Genomic DNA, 26014 nt, shown 5'->3' with positions numbered 1-26014 from the left:
AATTACCCTACACAGCGAAGGACGGTTCGACGAATCACTAAACTTGATCCTAGTGATAAATAGAACAGGAATTGTAACATCGGTGTAATCATCAGTATCTGGCTGTAAGGTAAGCTAATTAAGCAACTGATAGCAAAAGCGTTAAACGCCGGTGCAAAGCTCAATAACTGGAGGTCCTGCTGGTCCAGTTGTTCAAGCGTCAGTAATGGCTTTGGCTGACAAACTTTCAGGATATAAATGAATAAGCTAATAAAGAGTAACGTGCCGATCACCCCAACTTCCCACAGCAGCATACTCAGGGAAGTCGAGTCGAGAATTAAGTTATAGATGATATTCAAAAAGCCCGGCGACACCGTACTCCCGCTGTTAGTGGCGTTGAGCCCGTAACCAAATAACGTTCCTGAAAGCCCCCACAGATCGTTATTTTTTAACCAGAACAAAAACGTCGTAAAGCGCCCTAACTCCCCGGTAGACATAATGTAGTTCGGGTCAAAAATATAGCTTAAGGAGTCGATGAAAATGCTTAGCGAGCTTTTCGAGGGATCGCCGCCAAACGCGGAAGAATAATAGTACGCGAGGATCACGATCGACAGGCTAATCAGCAGTAACATGCCTGCCACAATAACCAACAGCGTCTTCAGATTGACCTTACTAACGTCTTTGACGTAGCTCGGTGAGATCCACACCCACGCCAGAAACAGAGGCGAAAGCAGAATGACGAACTTCACTTCGCCAATGATACAAAGCCCGATCCCCAGAACAATGTGCAACGCCATTGACTTAAACGAGGTCAGCCCATGCTTATACTCAGAGACTTTTAACAACATAATCAACAGGCAAAACAGGCCCATCGCGGCAGTGTTACCGCCCCCCATGGGGTCTCCGCCAAACGTGCCAACCACGGAGTCCCATTTCTCATCTTCACCACGCACCGCGACGCGCTGGGGAACGACCAGTAAAACCTGATAAATCATTACCGGGATCTGCGCGTAAAACACCCAATACAGATAGCGCGTTGCCCGATAAATCTGCGATTCCCGGCAAAATCCCAGCAGCAAACAGATCATCACCAGCGACAATGCAATTTCGTTTTTAAATGCCACAATCGCGACGGTGATCCCGCCCTGAATCAGCGTCGATGTTCCAGCCAGCACCAGGAACGAGAAATACAACGCCAGGACAATCGTCTCCTGCGCATCCAGTTGCAGCGAGCTATCACGCGTCTGCATCACCAATAATCCCACCATCAACAGGGTCAGGAAAAAGGGGATCCACAGCACCGACTGCATGCCGGTAAAGTATTGCACCAGACCACACAGGATTAGCGTGACAAAGGTATAAACCTGCAAATAGTATCCGGTATTCAGCGTCATAGTATCACCGGCTTATCTTTCAGGAGATTGGCTCGCTTATTCATTTTCAGATAAATGAAGGCGTAGCGAATAAATGTCAGTGAAGAAAACAGGATAACCGACGTGGCATAATCTTTATAAAAATAGGGGATGACGACAAAAGCGAATAACACGATCGCCAGCTGTTCCAGTTGGATGCGCAGAAAATAGCGGTGGGAGCCAAAAATAAGTTCAATCACCGTCAGAGGGCTTATCGCCAGTGCCGGGAACAAATAGGGCAACATGTAGCGCGACGTTTCAATGGAGTTAATCCAGTCTTCGCTAAAGCCCAGACGCATCACTATCGGATAGAAAATAAACACCCCAAGGGTACAGATGACACCCAGCACCAACAGCAGCATCCGCACCCTGGTATATTCCTGATAATTAAAGGTGTTATTTCTGAAATCGATAGACCACTTGGAAAAAATAGTATTGCGCACCGCGTTGCCAATGATCACCACCGGCGCCAGGCAAAAGCGGCTAACCACGGAAAAATAACCCGCCGTCAGCGCCGAGAACCAAAAGTTAATCAGCATAACCGGCAAATTGCTGCTGGCCATCGCCAGCACTTCCGCACTGCCCACTTTGGTAATGTGATGAATATTCTGTTTGAAAAAATGCCAATTACTGGCGGGTCGCAGATGTCGGGCCGCCACCGCCCGAATATCAAACGAGTGCAAAATACAGCTAATGGTCAGCGCCATCGTTGCACAGGCCCATGACCAATAAAACAGTTGCACATGATGCGTAGCCAGAACCGAAAGTAATACCACCACCGAGACAGAAATGCGCTGGAAAATCAGAAAACGAAAATTGGCCGTGCGTAGCGACAGGTTTTCCGAGATTAAAACCCATGCCGTTGCCAGCGTCAGCAGATAGAGGAACAAGATGTTCTGATGAAACAGCCACGCGGTGAGCACAGCGTACGGTAAGGCAATGATCGTGCTTTGGAGCAGGCAAAATACAACGTTTTGTACCAGTTCGTCGTCGTGCTGTTTTGGAATTAAAAGCTGCGATGCAAAGGTACATACCTGAGCGCCCACCACGGCGATGCTGTAGTTGAGCGCATAAAGCCCCACTTCAGCCATATCGTACTTGTGTGAAATCAACCAGATAGACAGCGCACCAATCAACTGCGAGATGACTGATGAACCGGCTATCGTGGAAGCGCTCTTCAGTAGACTCATACGCGGCCTGGCGTCGTCATCAGTTGATCGGTACTGAAGTTGAGTGAACGCAGACCTTCTTGCGTCTCAAGATCTTTTTCTTCAACTGCATTGAGCACCGCGCCAATCACAACACCGTTATTTTCCTCGATCTTATCCAGCGCGTTGGCGATTTGTCCCGCCGATCCGGCCCCGGCTTTCACAATGAAAACAACCCCATCGACGGCACGTTTGATCAGTTGAACATCCTGACTCTGATTCACAGCAGCAACATCAATAATGATGCGCTGATAATGCGATTTCAGCTCGCGCATTAAGGGTTCAACGTGCTCCGACGACAGCATCAGTAAAGAAGAGATGCTGCTCTTGCCGTGCGGGATAAAGTCGAGATTATCACTGAGCGTGATCCGCGCCTGTTCAAGCTCAGTCTCCCCGCGCAGCAGTTCCGCTACGCCTGCGGATGTGGCTGATGCCAGCTCTGAAGAGAGCCCGCCAGTGTTAAAGAAATCCGCATCAATAAGCAGCGTTTTCTGGTCGAAGCTAAAGGAGTTCGCTAACAGATTCGCTAACAAAGAACGCCCATCGCCATGCTCCGTCGACGCCACGGCGAGCGTCTGTAATGGTCGATTATCCAGCATAATCCGGGTACGGATACCGTGCACAATATCGGCATTTAGCGGGTTCTTCATGATCATGTCCCGCACCTGCGCGCGCCCAGAAGTTCCGCTAAAACGACGGATTTCACCCAGCGGAGCAACATTGAGCCGTTTTTTCATGCGACTCAGGGTTGCGATTGAGTTATCCATCGCCGCTTTGACAATGAAATACATGATGCTGAACACGACCACCAGCATGACCACCATCACCAACAGCAGTGATTTATTCGGTTTCGCCGGTTTTAGCGCGGGTACGGCAGGGTCGTATAACACCGCATCGGCACTCACGCCGGACAGCGATAGCTCCTGAGTACGCTGATAAAGCGATTTATACAGGTCTTCCATTTTATCTAACGATAGTTTTTGGCTGTTATAAGCATCCCGCTTAGACGCCATTTTCTGGAAGACCTCTTTCTGCTGCGCCACCTGCTGCTGATAGTTCTTTTCATCCGCCAGCGCCGCCAGATATTGCTGGCGCAAACCGACTTTCAGCTCTCCCAACACCCGTCCGGTCTGGCTTTGGATCGACTGAACATCGGCCTCGGCTTTTAAAATAGCGGGGTTTTTTGGCCCATACACTTTGCGTAGTTCAGACAAGGTACGCTGCGCCTGAATCAACGCAATGCGCAAATCCTGGATCTGAGCGTGGTTAGAGACTGAAGGCAGTGAGATAACGCTCTCAACGGACTTCCCTCCCCCGTTCACCTCGTTATAGACGGATTCAGCCGCAACACGACGCTGGGTCGCATCGGCCAGGCGATTGGTCACGATACTTAACTGTTCGGTTTCAAAACCATCAATACCGCGGAAGGTCAGCAGCCCGGCGTTTTTCAGATAGCTGTCTATCTCTTCTTTTTGCCTGGCTATCGACTTCTGAATCTCTTCCATTTTTTCATAATTCAGTTCGCGGGCTTTCTCTGCTTTCAGACGCTTTTGTTCCACCGTATAGTTGATGAAAGCCTGCGCGACGCCGTTGGCAATATCAGCCGCAACCTGAGGCGAAGTTGATTCATAGGTAATGGAAGCCAGATTCGTCGTGCGAATACCGATGACATTCAGGTTTTTCGATAACGTTTTCAGCGCTTGCTCCATTCTCAGCTGCCGACCTTCACTGCTATCGGCCCCCTGAGCACCGGCTTTTTCCCCGGTAAACTCCGGGTTTTCATCCAGCTTCATATCGCGCACGGCTTGCTCAAGCACAATCCGCGAATGCATCAACGCATATTGCGTTTCGTAGTAACCACTGCGCGTTGAATCGAACCCATCAACCTGTGGAAACGGAGAAACGTTATCGGCCTGCGCTTTGATCAGCACCGTCGCCGTTGAAACATACTTTGAGGACATCATGCTGATTAACGGATAAGCCACAACCCCGGCTATAATACCGGCCAGCGCGATTTTCCAGGCGTTCTTTTTCAGCTCTTTGGCAAAGCGGGAGAATTCGACCGTGCTTTCTCGTTTTTTGCCGTTTTCCACTATTGATAGTTTCATCGTCAGAAGAACCCCATGCCAATAATCACGACATCCCCAGGATGAACAGAGTGCGTTAAATCAACATTCTCCAGCAGCTGATTGCTACCTGACAGACGAATGTTGATATCTTTTCGGTCAGCACGATCTGTAAATCCGCCCGCCTGCGCAATAGATTTCTCGACGGTAAGTCCTGGCTCCCAGGCGAATCCATTCGGACTTTTCACCTCGCCAGAAACATAATATTTACGGAACTCGGCAATACTCACCGTCACCATCGGAGTTGTAAAATAATCTCCGGTCAGGCGTTGAGTTAATTCGTTGGTCACTTGATCGACAGTTTTATCTTTTAATTTAAGAGCGCCAACAAACGGGAAATTGATCTCCCCACTCTTATCCAAAATAAATCGCATCGTCATATCGGGTTGACCATGAACAGCGATATTGACAGTATCCCCTGCCCCAAGTCGGTAATCCTGCTGAACAGTAGCAGGATCGTCCATTAATCTCGGGCTGGACGTTGTGCATCCGACCATCAGGATACTGAATAGCAAAACCGCGCACAGTTCTATTATTTTCATTTTAGATCTGAACCTTAGCTTTAAGCATAATCATAGAATTATCATAACCCAACGTTCTAATGACTTCCTGATTGTCGTTGGGACCGATATAAAACGAATCAGTATCCTTATTCGAATTCAATGTATCTATTTGATATTTAATCTCAAAATTAACTGACGGCGTGTAGTCATAGCTCATGGTTACGCTAAATACTCCATCTTTATCATGCCGATCCTTATTCTGTTTTTTATAGTCTTCTGAAGTGTATGAGTAATCCAGCAAGGTAGAAAAACGGTTGCCTAACCAGAAATGTTGATAAGAAAGACCATACTGGGTCACTAAAATATAACCCCCAACTTCCGATGGGTCTTTAATGCTTTGCGCCGAGTGAACCGTGAAAACAGACTGTTGTAACGGTTTCCACTCCCCTTTTATGTCCCAGTTTAGACCATTAAAATCATGCGAGTTTGCGTTGTTTTCAAATGTCTTGTACAGCCATGAAATATTCATGTCGACATTGGTTTTGCCCGTCAACTGCGACTTCAGGCCATACAGCAAATAATACTCATTAGTGTCTTTTTCTGAGTTGTTATCATAGCGACGCTGGTTAGTAATAAAGCTATAGCGAAAACGCGTTTTGGATGTGTATTGGTCAAAAATTTCTGCCACCAGGCTATTTTCGTGCCATTCCTGTTCCTGAATATAATTGTAGAAATCTTCACTACTGTCCTGGACATCAGACGTATTGCCGAAGGTCAGTTTTTTGTACAACAACGCCAGTTCCGCTTTTCCGCGCCCATCGGGTGCGCCGTAGCTGTAGCGCAATTCACTGTTGATAAAATTCGTCGTCAGCGGAGATTTAATCCCATACTGCTCGAACTGCCCAGGGAGAAAACCTTCGGTGATACCACGACCGCGGGACTCATGCCCAAGCGTATCCTCCAGATTGAGGGTTAAGCCATGCTTGAGCCCATACCGCCAGGCGCCGTTAAAACGAAAAAAATGGTCGTTATAGTTATCCGCGGAATCGCTTGAGTAATTACGATAATCTCCGGAGTACATCAGCAAATACTTATCCTGACCGCGTTCTCCGCTCATACTCAGAACGGGCGCCGCGCTCTGAAACGAGGAACCGATAGCATCGCTGCTATGTGGCTGATAAGTCACGTTATCATTATAACCATAGTCCACAGCGACCTTGCTCTGGAAGTCGATCCCTGCAAAGCCAATGTGTGATTTCGGTGTTAAATCAGCCCATGCGGGCTGCGATATCACGATTCCGGTAATAACGAGTAATTTAGTATGCATTCTTACCGACAAATCCTTTGAAAATAGTTTTAATAATAATTTTTATATCCAGCCATAACGACCAGTTTTGAATGTACTCAATATCGTACTGAACCCTTTTTTCCATCTTATAAAGCGCATCGATTTCCCCGCGGAAACCGTTAATCTGCGCAAGCCCGGTGATCCCAGGCTTAACTTTATGGCGGATCATGTAATTTTCGACCTGTTTGCGGTACTGCTCATTATGCGTAACCGCATGAGGTCTGGGGCCAACAATCGACATACTTCCCTGCAATACGTTGATAAATTGCGGCAGTTCATCCAGCGAGGTTCGGCGTAAAAAGCTCCCGAATTTGGTTACCCGTGGATCGTTTTTCGTAGCCTGAATAACCGTGTCGGCGTTCTCCATGACGCGCATTGAGCGAAACTTCCAGACCTTAATTTTTTGTCCGCTAAGACCATACCGATCTTGTTTAAAAAACACCGGCCCGCGGGAAGTGAGTTTGATTCCAATGGCAATTGCCAACATCAGCGAAGAAATCATCACCATAATGATGCTGCCAAGCACCAAATCTTCCGCCCGCTTGATAAATGAACCCGCCCCTTCAAACGGCGAACTAAAGATTCCGATAGTTTGCAGGTTGTGAATGGAGCGCAGCTTGGACATGTTGTTACTGTAGGTATAGAAGTCAGGAACAATATAGGTGTCTACAGTGGTGTCCGACATCATCGCTAAAAAATGACGAATACGGTGTAAAGCGACCATCGGTAAGGCGATGTAGATTTCGTCTATATTTCCCTGCCGGGCTTCCTCAACCAGATTGATCACCGGGCCACGGAAGGGGCTTTTCACCTTATCTACGATATCGCCGCAGCGGGATAAGGCGCGCTCATCGTAAAACGCCAGATCGAGTGTGATATTGGCGTATTCATTCATTAACGCGTTTTCTGCAGCCAGGCCATTGTCGGTCAGACCAATAATCGCCACGCGCATACTCTTTTTCGTTGAATATTTAAAAATGAAAAAGCGAATGTAATAAAGAAAAGGTAATGGGATAAAGTACCAGTAAATAATGGCTGAATAAAATGGTGAAGGCAGTTTGTCGAGGTAGCCGAGTGATTCGGGTTCAGCCACCGTCATGCTGACCAGTTCGTTAAAAAAAATCGCCAACAGCGTACAAAAAACCAACCGTTTTTGATTACGTAGACCGATCGTCTTGATCTTTTGCTGATACATTTTTATGTATTCAGCAAACAGCAAGAAAAAGACTGAGAAGAGAATACTCAGAATGGCAATGGTGTTAAATGGCGCCAGACCTAACAGATGGGCGCTAAAGACCAACGTCGCATTGATTACAATGAAATCGACCAGTTTTAAAAAGACTGGATATCCTTGGCTGCTAATCTTTAGCGATTTTTTAAGCATATCTCAGCCCATTATTTATTGATCTTTAATTGTTTTTTTCTCATTTATGTTGCTAATTATATCACAAGTCTAAAAAACGCAATGGCACATTGTCAGTAAATGTAAAAAATAATGTCTCTTACTGTGATAAATATCCCGAGCACAATCATATCTATATGATTTTGATGATGATTGAGTCAAGAAAAGTTTTAGCCAATTCAGCAAAAAAGATGACTTTTAACAACACTTTTGCTATTGACAGGTAACAATTCGTGGTCTATGAAAAAGTGATTTATGTATGATAAATAACGCAAAAGTTTAGTTTAATTGACGCTAAATTGTCGCAGAATTGCTGTTAAATACAGCAAGTAAAATATAATTCACGGCCTCGCGGCGAAATTTAAAATTACAATAACAATACAATTAATTACTTTTAATTATATTAATACCGTTCGCATCATCAAAAAGGTATTTCAGCTCGCTACGCTTAAAAATCGCACCCGCACGCTTAACCCGTCTAATGCTTCGCTCCGTGAGAGCTGAGGGTGCGTGCGGTGCAGACGAGCAATATCGTTGACCAGCGCGAGTCCGATCCCGGCACCGGGAACATTACCGACGTTATCAAGACGATGAAACGGCAGCAGCGCCTGATGCACCATCTGCTCATCAATACCCGGCCCGCTATCTTCAACCACCAGCACCACCGCCTCTCCTTCTCGCAGCAATCGGGCAGTCACCACACCATGCGGCGGCGTATATTTCAGTGCGTTATCCAGCAGATTTCCGCTCAGTTCGCCGAGCAGAACTTCATCCCCCTCAATCCACACCGCGTCCTGCTCTCCTTCATAGCCCAGATCGATCCCTTTACTACGCGCCTGCGCCAGCCGGGTAAAACAGCTGCTTTGCACCACCTCATACAAATTAACCGGCGAGAAGTGCCTTTCTCCTTGCTCTTTGCGCTTCACCGCCGACAGCTGTAACAGCCTTTCAGTCAGTTGAATGGTGTTATCCAGCGTGGCGCTCATGGCTTGCAGACTCTCATACCACTGCTGCGGCTGCTGGCTGGCGAGGGCCACCGAGGCCTGGGTTTTCAGCACCGCCAGCGGCGTTTTAAGCTGATGTGAAGCATCCGCGCTGAAGCGTTCCTGGCGAGAGATCAGGCCGCGAAGTCGGTCCAGATAACGATTGAATGCCACAATCAGCAGACGGGTTTCCGACCACGGCAGCAGCTCTGGCAACGGCGTCAACAGGCCTGGCTCACGACGCACCATCAACGATGATAACTGGCGCATCGGACGTAACACCCGACGCAGCAGCCAGCCAACCAGCACCAGCGTGAGCAGCACCAGCAGACCTTGTGAAACCCATGAGGAAAACAGCAACTGTCGCGCCAGATAACGCCGCGATTGCAGCGTTTCAGCGACATAAATCTCCGCCATGCCGGCAATACCGCCCTCGTTGACGGGCTGCAGCAGACGCGCCACGCGAATGGCCTCGCCGCGATATTCAGTGTGATAAAACCACGCCAGCGCCGGATATAGCCGCGTACGCGAGGTTGCAGGCGGCATCGCCGGTAAATCGTCATAACCTGAGATAACCTTCCCCATCGGATCGACCACCTTGTAATACAACCTGTCGTTCATGTTGAGTTCGAAGCTGTCCAGCACCACCCACGGCACATTTACTTCCAGCTGTTTATTGCGCACCACCAGTCGTTCGGAGACAGTCCTCGCGGACGAAAGCAACGTTCGGTCATATGCCTGCGTCGCCGCCTGTAGCGCGCTGACATAGCTGTTAAATGCAGACAGTCCCCACAGCAACATGAGCGGCAGGCCCAGAAACATCAGCAGTTGCAGATACAACGATTGGGGTTTAGCCCACTTCATCACTACGCTCCAGCACATAGCCGAGGCCGCGCAACGTGGCGATACGCACATCGCTTCCCTGTAGTTTTTTACGCAAGCGATGGATATACAGCTCGATACTTTCGGGACTGACCTCATCGCTCAGACTGAAAATCTGTTCAAACAACTGCTGGCGCGAAACCGGTCGTAATCGACGGTACATCAGCACCGTCAGCAATGCCTGTTCGCGCGGAGTGAGCGCCAGGGGCTGCCCCTGTAACAGAAAATAGCCTTCATCGTGAAAGGCCAGTTCCCCCAGTTGCTGTATACCTTGCACCTGCCCCGCGCTACGGCGTAGCAAGGCCCGCAGTCGGGCATCCAGTTCCTCGATTTCAAACGGTTTTGCCAGATAATCATCGGCCCCGACGTTCAACCCCTTCACTCGATCGGCCACCGCGCTGCGCGCCGTCAGCAGCAGGACAGGAAGCGTCTGCCCGCGTTTGCGCAGCCGCTGAACGACTTCAAGGCCGTCCAGCCCCGGCATATTGATGTCCAGCACCGCCAGCGCATACGTTTCGCTATGTAAAAGATGGTCGGCTGCCAGGCCATCAAAAACGCAGTCAACGGCAAAACCGTTTTGCACCAGCGCTTTCTCCAGCCAGTGAGCTAACTCACGGTTATCTTCCGCTAATAAGAGACGCATATCACATCCTGTAAAGTTTCTGCCGCATTGAAAGGGAATTGAAAGGTTAATGTTTTAACAATCACGCAACCGAACTGCTACACATCGGCTCACATAATCACAAAAATCTTCTTCCGTACCCGTAAATCCGGTTTTCCGGCGTGAGGATAAACAATGAAAAAACAGTTACTTCGTACCCTTACTGCAAGCATTTTACTGATGAGCACCTCTGTTCTGGCCGAACAAGCGCCATCGCGCACGGAATGTATCGCTCCAGCTAAACCCGGCGGCGGTTTCGATCTCACCTGTAAGTTGATCCAGGTGAGCATGATGGAAACCGGCGCTATCGAAAAACCGATGCGCGTAACCTACATGCCCGGTGGCGTTGGTGCTGTGGCCTATAACGCGATCGTCGCTCAACGCCCGGCTGAAGCGGGAACCGTAGTGGCATTCTCCGGCGGCTCCCTGCTGAATCTGTCGCAAGGCAAGTTTGGTCGCTACGGCGTTGATGATGTCCGCTGGCTGGCAAGCGTGGGTACCGACTACGGCATGATTGCCGTACGCCAGGACTCACCGTGGAAAACGCTGAAAGACCTGCTAACGGCAATGGAGAAAGATCCCAACAGCGTGGTCATTGGCGCAGGCGCCTCTATCGGTAGCCAGGACTGGATGAAGTCGGCGCTGCTGGCGCAAAAAGCCAACGTTGATCCGCATAAGATGCGCTACGTCGCCTTTGAAGGCGGCGGCGAACCGGTTACCGCATTGATGGGAAATCACGTGCAGGTGGTTTCCGGCGATCTCAGTGAAATGGTGCCTTATCTCAGTGGCGACAAAATTCGCGTGCTCGCGGTGTTCTCGGAAGAACGTCTGCCGGGTCAGTTAGCCAACGTGCCAACCGCCAAAGAGCAGGGTTATGACCTCGTGTGGCCCATCATTCGCGGCTTCTACGTTGGGCCAAAAGTTAGCGACGCCGAGTATCAGTGGTGGGTTGATGCCTTTAACAAACTCCAGCAGACCGATGAGTTTAAAAAGCAGCGCGATCTGCGCGGTCTGTTTGAATTCAACATGAGCGGTAAGCAGCTCGACGAGTACGTAAAAAAGCAGGTCACGGATTATCGTGAGCAGGCGAAAGCCTTCGGTCTGGCGAAATAAGCACAGAGGCAAAGATGATGAGCGATCGTATTTTTGCAGGTATCTGGCTGTTGCTCTGTATAGCCGGGCTGTTCGTGGCCTGGCAAATCACCAGCGAATACAGCTATGAACCCGTAGGGCCGCGTCCCTTCCCGCTTGGCATTATCAGCCTGATGCTGGTCTGCGCCGTGGCGCTACTGTTGCGCCATCCCGATACCATCAGTTGGCCTCGTCGCCACGTGCTGCAAAAGCTGCTGACGATGGTGATTGTTTTGTTGATGTATGCCTGGGGTTTCGAATGGCTCGGTTTTCCCATCGCCACCGCCATTCTCACCATGGTGATTGGCATGCTGTTCGGCGCAACCATCCCGGCTGCGGGTATTTCCGGCGCGGTGCTTGGCATTCTGCTGTGGTATGCCTTTGACCGATTGCTTGACGTCACCTTACCACTCGGCGCCTGGCTGGGTTAATGGAGAAACGATGGATACCTGGATTTATCTTTCTCAGGGTTTCGCGGTGGCAATGACACCGGAAAACCTGGTCATCGCACTGATTGGCTGTTTTGTCGGTACTATTGTCGGACTGCTGCCTGGACTTGGGCCCATTAACGGCGTGGCGATCCTGCTGCCGCTGGCATTCGCTTTGCATCTGCCCGCAGAATCTGCGCTGATCCTGCTGGCGACCGTCTACATTGGTTGTGAATACGGCGGGCGTATCTCCTCCATCCTGCTGAATGTTCCCGGCGATGCGGCGGCGATTATGACCGCGCTCGATGGCTATCCGATGGCGCAGCAAGGCCGCGGCGGCGTCGCACTCTCTATCTCGGCGGTCAGTTCTTTCTTTGGTTCGCTTATCGCTATCGGCGGCATCATTCTGTTTGCCCCAGCGTTAGCCCAATGGTCGCTGGCCTTCGGTCCGGCGGAATACTTCGCCTTAATGGTTTTCGCTATTGCCTGCCTCGGCAGTATGATGGCGCAAAATCCGCTGAAATCATTTCTGGCAGCGCTTATCGGTCTCGGCCTTGCGACCGTCGGCGTAGACGCTAATACCGGGGTTTATCGCTTTACCTTTGACAGCGTCCATCTCTCCGACGGTGTGCAGTTTATCGTGGTGGTGATTGGGCTGTTCTCCGTCTCTGAAATACTGTTAATGCTGGAACATACCAGCAGTGGCCAGACGCTGGTGCGTAAAACGGGCCGCATGTTATTTAACGCCAAAGAAGGTGCGCAGTGCGTTGGCGCAACCCTGCGTTCATCGGTGATTGGCTTTTTCGTCGGCGTTCTGCCTGGCGCTGGCGCGACCATTGCCAGCGCAATCACCTACATGACCGAGAAAAAGCTCAGCGGCAACAGCGACAGCTTTGGCAAGGGTGATATTCGCGGCGTGGCGGCCCCCGAAGCCGCCAACAACGCCTCGGCCTGCGGATCTTTTATCCCGATGCTGACGCTCGGCGTACCAGGCTCCGGCACCACGGCGGTGATGATGGGCGCGCTGACGCTGTACAACATCACCCCGGGTCCGGCGATGTTTACCGAACAACCGGATATCGTCTGGGGGCTGATTGCGGCGCTGCTGATTGCCAACGTGATGCTGCTGGTAATGAACATCCCGCTAATCGGCCTGTTTACCCGTATGCTGACCATCCCACTGTGGTTTTTGGTACCGGCTATCGCGGCAGTCTCCGCGGTTGGCGTGTATGCCGTCCATAGCACCACCTTCGATCTGGTGCTGATGGTCGCCCTCGGCGTACTGGGCTACATTTTGCGTAAAATGCACTTCCCGATGTCGCCGCTGATTTTAGGCTTCGTTCTCGGGGAAATGCTGGAGCAGAACCTGCGCCGGGCGCTGTCTATCAGTAACGGTAATATGGATATTCTGTGGGCCAGCGGCGTGGCGAAAGTGCTGCTGGTGTTGGCGGTACTGGTTATAGTAGTCCCGCCAGTGCTGCGACTGATCCGCAAACGTAACAGCAAACCGCAGGTGGATATCGGTTAGTATTAAGCCGGATGGCGTAGCGCCATCCGGCATTTTCATCTTCAACGCAAACTTCGCGTTCCTTCCAGCACGTGCTCAACAAACCTTGTGAGTTTGGGCAGAGGACGCAAATCCTGTCGCCAAAGAAGATGAATCGACCGCGGCTGCGGCGTAAACCCTTCCAGCACCCGAATCAATTTCCCCGTAGCCAGTTCTTGCGCCAGCAACACCTCCGGTTGCAATAACAGTCCGGCCCCCGCGACCGCCGCCATACGCAGGCCGTGGCCATCGTTACAGCGCAGGATCGCATCGCGTTTCCATCTGACCTCACCCGTCACGCCAGGCAGTATCCACTCGTTGCGAGCCGTCCACACGGTATGGGACAGGCACAGATGGTCCACCAGTTCCGCGGGCGTCCGGGGAGTACCATAGCGGGCAAGATATTCTGGCGAAGCACAGATTGCCATACGGTAGGGACACAGGTATTTTGCCACCACGTCAGTCTGATGGATATCGCCAATACGGATTGCCAGGTCAACGCCTTCATTCACCAGATCAACCATCCGGTTGGTCAGATCCAGCTCAATGCGCACCTCTGGCCAGGCCTGTAAAAATGCAGCGGCCAGCGGCGAGATCACGCAAGCGCCAAAAGAAGTGGGCGCGCTAATGCGTAGCGTCCCCGCCGGTGCCAGCCGCAAACGCTCTACCGAACGTTCGGCTATCGACACCTGCTCCAGCACGCGGCGGGCTTCTTCAAAATAGACTCGCCCGGCATCGGTCAGGCTCTGGCGGCGCGTATTACGCTCCAGCAGACGCGTGCCAAGCTGCGCTTCCAGTTGGGTAATATATTTACCCACCATCACCGCAGACATTTCGAGTCTCGTTGCTGCAACGGTGAAGCTCCCGCTCTCCACCACGGCGATAAACGTTTCCATGCCGCGCAGTTTATCCATATTACAAACCCCTGGTTAGTAATCATCTAACTTTTAGCCAGTTTATCCGATTTCATTTTCATTAAAGAATAGCGGCTCACACTATTGCGGAGGTGGTTATGAAAATCGTCATTATTGGTGCCAGCGGCACAGTGGGGCGCGCAGTCACAGAAGCGTTAAGCCGTAAACATGAGGTGATCCGCGTAGGTCGCACGCAGGGAGATTACCATGTTGATATCACCTCGCAGGAGAGTGTCGAGGCATTGTTTGAAAAAGTCGGTCGGGTAGATGCGATCGTTTCCGCCACCGGCAATCTGTTCTTTGGGCCGCTGTCGACGATGACCGATGAGGACTTTAATCAGGGGTTACAGGATAAGCTGTTAGGCCAGATTCGTCTGGCACTAACCGGGCAGCATTTTCTCAATGATGGCGGCTCAATTACGCTAATTAGCGGCATCATCGCCCATGAACCCATCGCACAGGGAGCGAATGCGGCAACGATCAATGCCGGTCTGGAAGGATTTGTTCGCGCCGCGGCCTGCGAATTAGAGCGTGGTCAGCGTATTAACCTGATAAGCCCAACCGTGCTCAGTGAGTCCGCCGAAGCTTACGACGATTTCTTCCCAGGCTTTGAAAGTGTGCCCGCCGCCACCGTCGCCAACGCCTATCGCCGCAGTGTGGAAGGCATCCAAACCGGGCGTATTTATAAAGTCGGTTACTGACAAAGCATTACCCTGCCTCTTACGTCATCAGAAAGAGGCAGGCTCAGGCACCCGTTTCGTTTCTTATTCGCGCATTGATATATTCCACGGCCTCAGTGACATTCATAATGCCGTTAATTGCATTCGTCACACCTTGCCCGATAATAATCTCTGCCTGGCGCAGGTTGAAAGGTTCACCTTTACTTCCCTCAGACTCCCTTATTCCCGTCATGCCTTTTTCATTCAATAAATTAAACCACGGGTAGAGATTGAGAACGTTTTGATCGTGACATATTCCAGACCAGGCGCTATTTCCTCCCAGCAAAACCAGATGGCGCGCAATTTCATCGGAATAAAGCCAATGAAAGAACTGCTCAACCTGTTTTTTCTTTTTACTGTAGCGGGACATTCCAATGGAACCGCCCCCCAATTGTGGAAGTTGCCCTGGAACGGGAGCATAGCCAATAGTGGGCGCTATGGCCGTGTGCGCCACATCGTTAAACAAATTGAGATACATGATCAGCATGGCAAGATTTCCACGCTCAAACTGTTTTACCGCGTCACTCCACCACTCACCGGGGAGATTCACGGCGATAGAAAGCTGTTGTAGATATTGTTCGAGTGCAGTTGCGGCAAGTGAAGGCTCGAGTTGTACCGGCTCGCCTTCACGCACTAAACGCCCACCGAGCGCGTAGTAACGCAGCAGATACTCGGTAGCAATAAGCCCCGAGCTTCCCAGGGTCACCGCAGTTCCCATCGGGCGCTGTCTGTTTTCTGGCTGATGTAATTGACTAAAGAAAGCCGCTATCTCATCAAATTGTGCAAAGCTCTCTGGCAGCGTTAACTCTTTTCCCGTTGCTTCATAAAACATTCGTTTAATCGTCGCGTCTTCAAACAGATCTCGTCGATAAAACAGAAGCTGCATACTGGCATCAAAGGGTATTGCCCATGCCGTCCCATTCACCATGCTGAAGTGCTGTTGAATTTGCTCAGAGAAATTTTCCAACAGCAGCGGAAGCTCAGAAGAGACGGATTCCAGCGGCAATAGTGCTTTCTCAGCAAACCAGGGAAAACACGCCATATCGATTCGCAATAAATCGTAATAAGGATGTAGATGAAGATGGGAGAGGATTTCAAAAACTTCATCATAGGGATAAACCGCCAGATTAACCTTAATACCGGTCTGGCGATAAAAGTGGGGTAACAGTTTCTTCAACGCATCAGTCGAAGGACTCGGTAAAATTAACATATTCAGCGTCGCCTCGGTTTCAGGCGGCGGCACGTACTGTCCATTCCAGGAAAAACCGCAATTCGTCAGAATACGATGCTTTTCTTTACTTTTGGGCAGGCGAATACTGGAGGCAATAGTTGTCCCCAAGCGACCATAATCCATCTGGTAGCTTGTGATCCCGTCGAAGGATGCAGGAAGATTATCACTCAGTTGCAATATCGGCGGGCAGGACTGGGAGCTACCAAACCAGGCTGCTTGTGTCAGTGCTCGCGTTCTCTCAGAGTCCTGGACAATAAACAGATCGGGAATTGCCCCGCGAAAAAAGTCAAAAGCGACGGTGTTAGCTTCACTGGCATGTGCAGGTAAAATCGTTAGCTTCGTATGCGGACTTAATTCCCGGCAGGTTTCCTGTATCGCCTGAGTAAAGCTCGCGCTATGGGAAAATTCCAGACGTTCGCAGAAAATACCAATATGGCCCGGCTGCTGCGCCAGCGCCCTCCTCGCTGTTTCTTCGCCTGCAGTCACATAGTCAAGGCTAAAATAACAAACTGCGCCGACAGGCTGGCGATATGCAAACAGAACATTTTCCGGGGAGAGCCTGAGCAAGTCGTAATAGGGCTGACTGTCATTCAGGCAACTGACCGAGACAACAGCCTGGTAGGACTTTGCCGCCAGCGTTTGCAGAATCTCCAGCTCAAGATTGGGCAGATCGTTGGTCAGGTAAAGGTCAATCGGTTCGCTTAATGAAGGCTGCCAAACCTGATGCAATCCCCGATAGAGTTGAAAGTACTGTTCGGCATTGATGTCGGGCAGAATCAGTGCCACTCCCTGACTTTTGCTGGCTCTCAACGATTGCGCCTGCGCATTCAACTGATAGCCAACTTCTCGGGCTGCACGTTGAACCGCTTCAATCTTCTCGACGCTTACATTCCCTCTGCCATTGAGCACATTCGAGACAGTTCCATGCGACACACCGGCAATTCTTGCTATGTCTTTGATAGTTGGCATTTTTACATCCTTCCCCTGATGCTTTGATGCTAGCACGGCGCTCATCAGGAAACTATCTTCAGCACTTAAATTTGAACGTTACAATATTAAAAAGTGCATTTTATAAACATGTCATAATAAAAAAGCCTGATGTTGTTGATAGACAAGTCTCATAACATAAAAACATTAACACAATGAAATATAAGTATAAATTTTATAATATTTGAAGAGGATCACTTCTGAGGAAAAAGATCGTTGTTCATATAAAACGCCGGAATCATAATTGACACGTTCCAATTACGTTTTATTACATTATTGCCTAAAAAAACAACGATCACATTTGTCATTAAGAGGGAAACATGAAGATTCATTTTCTGGGAACCGCTGCATCTGAAGGGATCCCCAATCCTTTTTGCCGTTGTGAGCACTGCCAGCAAGCCCGCATTCGGAAAGGCAAAGACTTACGCACACACTCTTCAGCGATTATCGACGATGAACTGCTCATTGACGTGGCGCCTGAATTCAGCCAACAACTGCTGCGAGATGGCCTGGACGCAACAGAGATCAGATCGCTATTGTTCACACATACTCATCCCGATCATTTCAACGTCGGCGATCTATTTAGCCGAATGGAAGGGTATGGATTTGAAATTACTCATCCGTTGCACATTTTTGGTAATGACCGTGCAATTAACGGTGCCGCGGAAGTGTTACCGGGCTACAGCGCTGAAAGATTTGCTTTTCATTGTCTGGTTCCTTTCGTGACCGTTGAAACTCGCGGATACCGCATCACTCCGCTGCTGGCTAACCATGCCAAGTGGGAGCTTTGTTATACCTGGTTTATCGAAAAAGAAGGCCAGTCAATTTTTTACGGACATGATTCAGGCTGGTTTCCTGAGCTCACATGGCAGTGGCTGAAAGGGAAAAAAATCGATCTGGCTGTCCTGGAGTGCACCTACGGTTTTAATGGTGATAATCGTACGAATAACCACATGAGCCTGGAAACCGTCTTCGCCGCCAGAGACAGGCTTGCGGAACTCGGTTGCCTCGAGAAAAATAGCCAACTTATCGTCTCGCATATTTCACACAGCGGAGGTCTGCTGCACGACGATCTCGTTGCGGCATGCGACAAAGAGAACATTCTTGTCGCCTGGGACGGGCTTAACCTGAGCATCAACCAATAAGGATATGCAATATGGACCTTAATAAAACACCACGCCTGTTGATTATGATGTTCATACAATATTTCATGCAGGGTGCCTGGAATATGACCATGGGGCTGGTATTGAGCACCTATGGTATGGCGACAATTATTGGCTCATCCTATGCTTTGCTTGGCCTGGCGACTATTCTTTCCCCGCTATTTATTGGCATGGTCGCCGACCGCTTTTTTTCGTCACAAAAAGTCATGGCGATCCTGCATTTAATTAATGCTGGTGTACTGTTGTTTGTTCCGCAATTTATTGAGGCGCAAAATACAGGTATGACGTTAACCATGATTTTCCTGGTTGGTCTGCTGTTTTATCCTACAACTGCGCTGGCGAACAGTATCAGTTTCAGCCACATTAACGGGGTAAAATACTTCCCATTTATTCGTGTATTCGGCACATTTGGCTTTATGGTCATCGGCTTTATCATTGGTGAAATGGGTTATTCTGGAAATACCATCACCTGGTATATCGCGTCGGCTTCCGGTGTCGTTCTCGGCCTGTACTGTTTTACGTTGCCAAATACCCCACCGAAAGCAAAAGGAAGCGTGTTTACGCTTCGCGATCTGTTATGTCTGGATGCTCTGGCGCTCTTCAAAGACCGCAGTTTCTCGGTTTTGATGCTCAGTATTTTTGTCCTGATGATCCCTAAAACGGCTTATTCCGCCTATATCCCGGTCTTTTTAAAAGCGCTTGGATTCGATAACGCCGCCTCAATGATGCAGGTTGGCATCGCCTGTGAAGTCATTTTCATGTTCCTGCTGTCGTTCTTCTTACTGAAAGCTGGCTTCAAAATCACGCTGATGTTAGGCGCCGTTTGCTGGATTATCCGCACACTATTATTTGCTAATGCCTCGCTGGATGCCAACATGATGTTTGTGCTGATCGGCCTGATGTTACAAGGATTCTGCTGGGATTTTTTCTTTACCGTGGGCGACATTTATGTTGACCGTAAAGCAGCGCCAGAGATTAAAGCACAAGCCCAAAGCTTGCGATTTATCGTCTCCAACGGCGTTGGTCTGCTATTTGCTTCCACCGTATGCGGGCAAATCTTTAACAACACCGTGACGGAACAAGGTCCAGAGGCGTTGCCACAATGGGAGACATTCTGGCTAGTTTCAGCAGGCGTTGCTGCAGTGGTCAGCGTATTCTTCCTGATTTTCTTCCGGGACGATATTTCGAAACGCAAAACGGACCTCACATTGAAAAAAGCAAACTCCTGATCGTTAAAGACTCTCTTATTAAGGTAATTGCATGAATAATCTGGCCGCCATCATCAATGAGCAAGGATTGTTGCCTTTAACTACGATCATCAAAATCAGTATTGCATTTATTCTGGGTGGCATTATTGGCCTGGAAAGAGAATCGAAAGGGAAACCGGTCGGCTTCAAAACCTGCGTTATTTTATCCGTAGCCAGCTGTGTGTTAACTGTCGTATCAATACAATCTGCTGAATACTATGCTGAAATTTCGATGAATATCCGTAGCGATCCTATGCGCCTGGCGGCGCAGATTATCAGCGGCGTTGGTTTTCTCGGTGCGGGAGTCATTCTGCACCGACACGACGATGCTATCTCTGGTCTCACTACTGCGGCAATTGTCTGGGCATCTGCAGGGGTGGGAATTACCTGCGGAGCCGGTTTTTATTTGCATGCTGTTTTTGCCACGGCTTTATTTTTATTAGCGATCAAACTAAGCCCATTCATAATTTTCTTACAGACCAGAAACCAGTTTCCCGGAAAAGTTAAAGTGCGGGTTATTCTTGATGAACGAGACGCTCTTGAAAGTCTGATAACCCGCATTCATCAACAGAAAAACATTATCGAAAACATCACGATCAGGGATATCAAGAAGGGCAAAATTGAGGTCAATCTCAAAATCGTAATTCGTCAAAAGATGACCTTGCCCGACTTATACCACGATCTGACCCATGTGGAACACGTCTGCGCCATCGCTCTGGAACATTAATACACCTTATCTTCCTCTTTAAAATCAGGGGTTTTCGCCCCTGAAATAGCCACTCAGTATCCATCCAGCCTCTAAATCCTCACCTTTTGCAATGTTAAATAATTGTTGTTTTTGATCACAAATAATAAACAAACAAGCTCATTCTGTGCGCGTTTTTCAAAAATGTAGATATTTTTAATTTATGGCTACGAAACGAGCTGCGCCATATCTCCCTGACAATCTACTGAGAGGAACGATTTGATGAACGCACTGACTGCCGTAAAACAGAACGCTGAAGATCCTGCCCAGCACTACAGCGGTTTCACGCTGAAACCATCAGCCCAGTCCCCACGTCTGCTGGAGCTGACTTTTTCCGCTGAGACCACTGAACAATTTATACAGGCCGTTGCGCAGTGGCCGGTACAGGCCCTGGAATACAAATCCTTCCTGCGCTTCAAAGTGGGCAAAATCCTCGATGATCTGTGCGGTAATCAGTTGCAGCCTGTGCTGCTGAAAACGTTGCTCGATCGTGCCGAAGGCGCGCTGTTGATCAATGCCGTCGGCGTAGATGATGTCGCGCAGGCGGAAGAGATGGTTAAGCTGGCGACGGCGGTGGCACATCTGATCGGACGCTCCAATTTTGATGCGATGAGTGGGCAATATTATGCGCGTTTTGTGGTGAAAAACGTTGATAACTCAGACAGCTACCTGCGCCAACCGCACCGTGTCATGGAGCTGCATAACGACGGAACCTACCTCGAAGAGATCACCGACTATGTGCTGATGATGAAGATTGACGAACAGAACATGACCGGTGGTAACTCGCTGCTGCTGCACCTCGACGACTGGGAACATCTGGATCACTACTTTACCCATCCACTGGCGCGTCGCGCGATGCGTTTTGCCGCGCCGCCGAGCAAAAACGTCAGCCAGGAAGTGTTCCATCCGGTGTTTGACGTTGACCAGCAGGGGCGTCCGGTAATGCGTTACATCGACCAGTTCGTCCAGCCTAAAGACTATGAAGAAGGCGTCTGGCTGAGCGATTTGTCCGATGCGCTGGAAACCAGTAAGAGCATTATTTCCGTTCCGGTTCCAGTGGGTAAATTCCTGCTGATCAACAACCTGTTCTGGCTGCATGGTCGTGACCGCTTCACCTCGCATCCTGACCTGCGCCGCGAACTGATGCGCCAACGTGGTTATTTCGCTTACGCGACAAACCACTACCAGACTCATCAGTAAGCGCGAAGGAAAAAAGCGGATGTATGATTTTGTGATTATTGGCGGCGGCATTATCGGCATGTCGACCGCCATGCAACTGATTGATGTCTATCCGGACGCCAGAATAGCGCTGCTGGAAAAAGAGTCCGGTCCGGCCTGCCACCAGACGGGCCATAACAGCGGCGTAATTCATGCCGGGGTCTATTACACCCCCGGCAGCCTGAAGGCGCAATTTTGCCTGGCCGGTAATCGCGCCACAAAAGCCTTTTGCGACCAAAACGGCATCCGCTACGACGTCTGCGGAAAAATGCTGGTTGCCACCTCCTCACTGGAAATGGAGCGCATGCGGGCGCTTTGGGATCGCACCGCCGCTAACGGCCTGGAGCGCGAATGGCTGAATGCGCAGGAACTACGTGAGCGTGAACCCAATATCACCGGGCTGGGCGGCATTTTCGTCCCGTCGAGCGGGATCGTCAGCTACCGTGAAGTGACCGCCGCGATGGCGAAGATTTTCCAGGCCAAAGGCGGCGAGATTATTTACAACGCCGAGGTCAGCGCGCTAAAGGAGCACGCTGCGGGCGTGATCGTCCATACCCGCCAGGGGCAGGAATTTGAGGGGGCAACGCTGATTAGCTGCTCTGGTCTGATGGCGGACCGACTGGTGAAAATGCTCGGCGTTGAACCCGGCTTTATCATCTGTCCATTCCGTGGCGAATATTTCCGCCTGGCGTCAGAACACAACCAGATAGTTAACCATCTGATCTACCCCATCCCCGACCCGGCGATGCCGTTTCTCGGCGTTCATCTGACCCGGATGATTGACGGCAGCGTCACCGTGGGCCCCAACGCGGTACTGGCATTTAAGCGTGAAGGCTATCGTAAACGCGACTTCTCGCTCAGCGATACGCTGGAGATCCTCGGTTCTTCCGGCATTCGCCGCGTGCTGCAAAACAACCTGCGTTCAGGGCTTGGCGAAATGAAGAATTCGCTGTGCAAAAGCGGCTATCTGCGGTTGGTGCAAAAGTACTGCCCGAGTCTGACGCAGAACGATCTGCAGCCCTGGCCTGCGGGCGTGCGGGCGCAGGCGGTGTCACCTGATGGCAAGCTAATAGACGATTTCCTGTTTGTCACCACGCCACGCTCAATTCACACCTGTAACGCCCCTTCTCCGGCGGCAACGTCGGCGATCCCTATCGGTGCGCATATTGTCAGCAAAGTTCATGCGCTACTGGAGAACCAGAGTAATTCCGGACGCAAGCTGCGTGCGGCACGTAGCGTTGAGACATTACACGCCGCATTCACCCGTTAACACGATTAAGACAGGAAGCAATTATGCAACTTAACGATCCAACCTTATTCCGCCAGCAGGCACTGATCGACGGCAACTGGTGTGACGCCAACAGCGGCGAGACCCTCGCGGTGACCAACCCCGCCAACGGTCAGCAATTGGGCAGCGTACCGAAAATGGGGGCGGATGAAACCCGCGAAGCGATCAACGCTGCTAACCGCGCTCTGCCCGCATGGCGTGCGCTGACTGCCAAAGAGCGGGCCAACATCCTGCGTCGCTGGTTCAACCTGATGATTGAGCATCAGGACGATCTCGCCCGCCTGATGACCCTGGAACAGGGTAAACCGCTGGCAGAGGCCAAAGGTGAAATCACCTATGCCGCCTCATTTATTGAGTGGTTTGCCGAAGAAGGTAAGCGCATTTATGGCGATACGATCCCCGGCCATCAGGCTGATAAACGTCTGATCGTCATCAAACAGCCGATCGGCGTTACCGCCGCGATTACACCGTGGAACTTCCCGGCGGCGATGATCACTCGTAAAGCTGGCCCGGCGCTGGCGGCAGGTTGCACCATGGTGCTTAAACCCGCCAGCCAAACCCCCTACTCCGCACTGGCGCTGGCAGAGCTTGCCAATCGCGCAGGGATCCCAGCAGGCGTTTTCAGCGTGGTGACCGGTTCTGCGGGCGCGGTCGGCAACGAGCTGACCGGCAACCCGCTGGTGCGCAAGCTGTCATTTACCGGCTCAACCGAAATTGGCCGTCAGCTAATGCAGCAATGTGCCAAAGACATCAAAAAGGTGTCGCTGGAACTGGGCGGCAATGCGCCGTTCATCGTTTTTGACGATGCCGATCTCGATAAAGCCGTGGAAGGCGCGCTGGCGTCGAAGTTCCGTAACGCTGGGCAAACCTGCGTTTGCGCCAACCGCCTGTACGTGCAGGACGGCGTGTATGAGCGTTTTGCCGAAAAACTTGAGCAGGCGGTAAGCAAGCTGCGCCTCGGCGATGGTCTGCAACCTGACGTCACCACCGGACCACTGATCGACGAGAAAGCGGTAGCCAAAGTGCAGGAACACATCGCCGATGCCCTGGATAAAGGCGCCCGCATTATCGCGGGTGGCAAACCTCACGCGCTGGGCGGTAACTTCTTCCAGCCCACCATTCTGGTGGATGTGCCTGATAACGCGAAGGTCGCCAAAGAAGAGACGTTCGGCCCGCTGGCTCCACTGTTTCGCTTTAAAGACGAAGCTGACGTCATCGCTCAGGCCAACGACACCGAGTTTGGTCTGGCCGCCTATTTCTACGCCCGTGATTTGAGCCGCGTCTTCCGCGTTGGCGAAGCGCTGGAGTACGGCATCGTCGGGATTAACACCGGCATTATCTCCAACGAAGTCGCCCCGTTTGGTGGGATCAAAGCCTCCGGTCTTGGCCGTGAAGGATCGAAATACGGCATCGAAGACTACTTAGAAATCAAATATATGTGCATCGGCCTTTAATAAAATAAATACTGGAGAACACCTGATGAGCACCAACAAAGAACTTATGCAACGTCGCAGCAACGCCGTTCCCCGTGGCGTTGGACAGATCCACCCAATTTTTGCCGAGCGGGCAGAAAACTGTCGGGTGTGGGACGTTGAAGGCCGTGAATTCCTCGATTTTGCTGGCGGTATCGCGGTGCTGAACACCGGCCACCTGCATCCGCAGATCGTCTCTGCGGTAGAAGCGCAGTTGAAAAAGCTGTCCCATACCTGTTTCCAGGTGCTGGCCTATGAGCCTTACCTTGAGCTGTGCGAAATCATGAACAAGAAAGTGCCGGGTGATTTCGCCAAGAAAACCCTGCTGGTAACGACTGGCTCCGAAGCGGTGGAAAACGCGGTAAAAATCGCCCGCGCCGCCACTAAGCGAACCGGCACGATCGCCTTCAGCGGCGCTTACCACGGTCGTACGCACTACACCCTGTCGCTGACCGGGAAAGTCAATCCCTACTCAGCCGGAATGGGGCTGATGCCAGGCCACGTGTATCGCGCGCTATATCCGTGCCCGCTGCACGGCATCAGTGACGACGATGCTATCGCCAGCATTCACCGCATCTTCAAAAACGATGCCGCGCCGGAAGATGTTGCTGCCATCGTGATTGAGCCCGTCCAGGGCGAAGGTGGTTTCTACGCTGTCTCACCTGCATTTGTGCAACGTCTGCGCGCCATTTGTGACGAGCACGGGATCATGCTGATTGCCGATGAAGTACAGAGCGGCGCGGGCCGTACCGGTACGCTGTTCGCTATGGAGCAGATGGGCGTCGCCCCCGATCTTACCACCTTCGCCAAATCCATCGCCGGCGGCTTCCCGCTGGCCGGAGTGACCGGACGCGCCGAAGTGATGGACGCTATCCCACCGGGCGGGCTGGGCGGTACCTATGCCGGTAACCCGATTGCCTGTGCCGCCGCGCTGGCGGTACTGAACATTTTCGAACAGGAAAATCTGCTGCAAAAAGCCAACGAGCTGGGACAAACCCTGCGCGAAGGCCTGCTGGCTATCGCGGAAACCCACCGCGAGATTGGCGATGTGCGCGGACTGGGCGCGATGATCGCTATCGAACTGTTTGAAGACGGCGATCGCACGAAGCCAGACGCCAAACTGACTGCGGAAGTGGTGGCGCGTGCACGCGATAAAGGGCTGATCCTGCTCTCCTGCGGACCTTACTACAACGTGCTGCGCATTCTGGTTCCGCTGACCATTGAAGACGCGCAAATCCGCCAGGGGCTGGACATTATCGCTCAGTGTTTTGCCGAGGCGAAGCAGGGTTAAGCCCTGTATCCGAACGGGGAATTTTAAGCCGGATAAGGCGGAGCCGCCATCCGGCAAACAGGGTCAATAACAATAATACGCGTGCCCCGGCGCGGGAATGCCGGGGTGCTCTCCCAAGTGAAATACTTTC

21 protein-coding genes are annotated in these 26014 nt (G+C 51.0%); 11 read left to right on the top strand and 10 right to left on the bottom strand.

Features of this window, described 5'->3' with window-relative positions; translation table 11 throughout:
* Window positions 1–2 precede the first annotated feature (2 nt).
* The 8 genes from OGV94_RS14270 to tctD all read right to left on the bottom strand — a co-directional run bounded on the left by OGV94_RS14270 (window position 3) and on the right by tctD (window position 10486).
* Window positions 3–1373, bottom strand: a complete 1371-nt coding sequence (locus OGV94_RS14270) for a hypothetical protein (RefSeq protein WP_047409313.1) — start codon at window positions 1371–1373, stop codon at window positions 3–5.
* Window positions 1370–2581: a lipopolysaccharide biosynthesis protein gene (locus OGV94_RS14265; RefSeq protein ID WP_075145756.1), complete on the bottom strand. Its 1212-nt coding sequence runs from the start codon at window positions 2579–2581 to the stop codon at window positions 1370–1372. Before OGV94_RS14265 ends, OGV94_RS14270 begins: the two co-directional genes overlap by 4 nt.
* Window positions 2578–4707, bottom strand: coding sequence for a GumC family protein (locus OGV94_RS14260; protein ID WP_181634375.1), 2130 nt, complete (start codon window positions 4705–4707; stop codon window positions 2578–2580). Before OGV94_RS14260 ends, OGV94_RS14265 begins: the two co-directional genes overlap by 4 nt.
* Window positions 4708–4709: 2 nt before the next feature.
* The gene (locus tag OGV94_RS14255; RefSeq protein WP_043017286.1) at window positions 4710–5267 is read right to left on the bottom strand and encodes a polysaccharide biosynthesis/export family protein; all 558 of its coding nucleotides are present in this window, start codon (window positions 5265–5267) and stop codon (window positions 4710–4712) included.
* Between the two features lies 1 nt (window position 5268).
* On the bottom strand, window positions 5269–6555 hold the full coding sequence (locus tag OGV94_RS14250; RefSeq protein ID WP_047409304.1) for an outer membrane beta-barrel protein: 1287 nt from the start codon (window positions 6553–6555) through the stop codon (window positions 5269–5271).
* On the bottom strand, window positions 6545–7960 hold the full coding sequence (locus tag OGV94_RS14245; protein WP_043017288.1) for an undecaprenyl-phosphate glucose phosphotransferase: 1416 nt from the start codon (window positions 7958–7960) through the stop codon (window positions 6545–6547). Before OGV94_RS14245 ends, OGV94_RS14250 begins: the two co-directional genes overlap by 11 nt.
* Before the next feature lie 452 nt (window positions 7961–8412).
* On the bottom strand, window positions 8413–9825 hold the full coding sequence (locus tag OGV94_RS14240) for a sensor histidine kinase (protein ID WP_100194758.1): 1413 nt from the start codon (window positions 9823–9825) through the stop codon (window positions 8413–8415).
* On the bottom strand, window positions 9812–10486 hold the full coding sequence (tctD, locus tag OGV94_RS14235) for a transcriptional regulator TctD (protein WP_047409300.1): 675 nt from the start codon (window positions 10484–10486) through the stop codon (window positions 9812–9814). Before tctD ends, OGV94_RS14240 begins: the two co-directional genes overlap by 14 nt.
* Window positions 10487–10639: 153 nt before the next feature.
* Here tctD and OGV94_RS14230 point away from each other — a divergent pair, with 153 nt between their 5' ends.
* From OGV94_RS14230 to OGV94_RS14220, 3 genes are read left to right on the top strand one after another with little or no spacing between them, the layout of a single operon-like run.
* Window positions 10640–11617: a Bug family tripartite tricarboxylate transporter substrate binding protein gene (locus OGV94_RS14230; RefSeq protein ID WP_047409299.1), complete on the top strand. Its 978-nt coding sequence runs from the start codon at window positions 10640–10642 to the stop codon at window positions 11615–11617.
* Between the two features lie 14 nt (window positions 11618–11631).
* Complete coding sequence (locus tag OGV94_RS14225; protein ID WP_100194759.1) at window positions 11632–12066, top strand: tripartite tricarboxylate transporter TctB family protein; 435 nt, start codon at window positions 11632–11634, stop codon at window positions 12064–12066.
* A 10-nt stretch (window positions 12067–12076) separates the two neighbouring features.
* Window positions 12077–13591, top strand: a complete 1515-nt coding sequence (locus tag OGV94_RS14220) for a tripartite tricarboxylate transporter permease (RefSeq protein ID WP_043017292.1) — start codon at window positions 12077–12079, stop codon at window positions 13589–13591.
* A gap of 41 nt (window positions 13592–13632) precedes the next feature.
* Here OGV94_RS14220 and OGV94_RS14215 read toward each other — a convergent pair whose 3' ends face one another.
* Window positions 13633–14523 carry a LysR substrate-binding domain-containing protein gene (locus OGV94_RS14215; RefSeq protein ID WP_087050848.1) on the bottom strand — a complete coding sequence of 297 codons (891 nt, stop codon included), beginning with the start codon at window positions 14521–14523 and terminating at the stop codon, window positions 13633–13635.
* A gap of 98 nt (window positions 14524–14621) precedes the next feature.
* Here OGV94_RS14215 and OGV94_RS14210 point away from each other — a divergent pair, with 98 nt between their 5' ends.
* Window positions 14622–15224: a short chain dehydrogenase gene (locus OGV94_RS14210; RefSeq protein ID WP_100194760.1), complete on the top strand. Its 603-nt coding sequence runs from the start codon at window positions 14622–14624 to the stop codon at window positions 15222–15224.
* A 43-nt stretch (window positions 15225–15267) separates the two neighbouring features.
* On the opposite strand, the gene OGV94_RS14205 is transcribed toward OGV94_RS14210, so the two are convergent.
* Window positions 15268–17442, bottom strand: coding sequence for an extracellular solute-binding protein (locus OGV94_RS14205; RefSeq protein WP_047409290.1), 2175 nt, complete (start codon window positions 17440–17442; stop codon window positions 15268–15270).
* 338 nt (window positions 17443–17780) lie between these two features.
* On the opposite strand from OGV94_RS14205, the gene OGV94_RS14200 reads away from it, so the two are divergent.
* From OGV94_RS14200 to gabT, 7 genes are all read left to right on the top strand, one after another.
* On the top strand, window positions 17781–18605 hold the full coding sequence (locus OGV94_RS14200) for an MBL fold metallo-hydrolase (RefSeq protein ID WP_043017296.1): 825 nt from the start codon (window positions 17781–17783) through the stop codon (window positions 18603–18605).
* An 11-nt stretch (window positions 18606–18616) separates the two neighbouring features.
* Window positions 18617–19852: an MFS transporter gene (locus OGV94_RS14195; RefSeq protein ID WP_043017297.1), complete on the top strand. Its 1236-nt coding sequence runs from the start codon at window positions 18617–18619 to the stop codon at window positions 19850–19852.
* A 31-nt stretch (window positions 19853–19883) separates the two neighbouring features.
* Complete coding sequence (locus OGV94_RS14190; RefSeq protein ID WP_043017298.1) at window positions 19884–20597, top strand: MgtC/SapB family protein; 714 nt, start codon at window positions 19884–19886, stop codon at window positions 20595–20597.
* A 240-nt stretch (window positions 20598–20837) separates the two neighbouring features.
* Window positions 20838–21815 carry a glutarate dioxygenase GlaH gene (glaH, locus tag OGV94_RS14185; RefSeq protein WP_043017299.1) on the top strand — a complete coding sequence of 326 codons (978 nt, stop codon included), beginning with the start codon at window positions 20838–20840 and terminating at the stop codon, window positions 21813–21815.
* A 19-nt stretch (window positions 21816–21834) separates the two neighbouring features.
* Complete coding sequence (gene lhgD / locus OGV94_RS14180) at window positions 21835–23103, top strand: L-2-hydroxyglutarate dehydrogenase (protein ID WP_221922900.1); 1269 nt, start codon at window positions 21835–21837, stop codon at window positions 23101–23103.
* A 23-nt stretch (window positions 23104–23126) separates the two neighbouring features.
* Window positions 23127–24575, top strand: a complete 1449-nt coding sequence (gene gabD / locus OGV94_RS14175) for an NADP-dependent succinate-semialdehyde dehydrogenase (protein ID WP_047409279.1) — start codon at window positions 23127–23129, stop codon at window positions 24573–24575.
* A gap of 25 nt (window positions 24576–24600) precedes the next feature.
* Window positions 24601–25884 carry a 4-aminobutyrate--2-oxoglutarate transaminase gene (gene gabT / locus OGV94_RS14170; protein WP_286523604.1) on the top strand — a complete coding sequence of 428 codons (1284 nt, stop codon included), beginning with the start codon at window positions 24601–24603 and terminating at the stop codon, window positions 25882–25884.
* Window positions 25885–26014 lie beyond the last annotated feature (130 nt).

The sequence above is a fragment of the Citrobacter sp. Ce006 genome, from assembly GCF_030336535.1.
In the GTDB taxonomy this organism is placed as follows: domain Bacteria; phylum Pseudomonadota; class Gammaproteobacteria; order Enterobacterales; family Enterobacteriaceae; genus Citrobacter; species Citrobacter europaeus.
The sequence above is the reverse complement of the archived record's forward strand: the minus strand, read 5'-3'. Positions and strand labels throughout refer to the sequence as shown.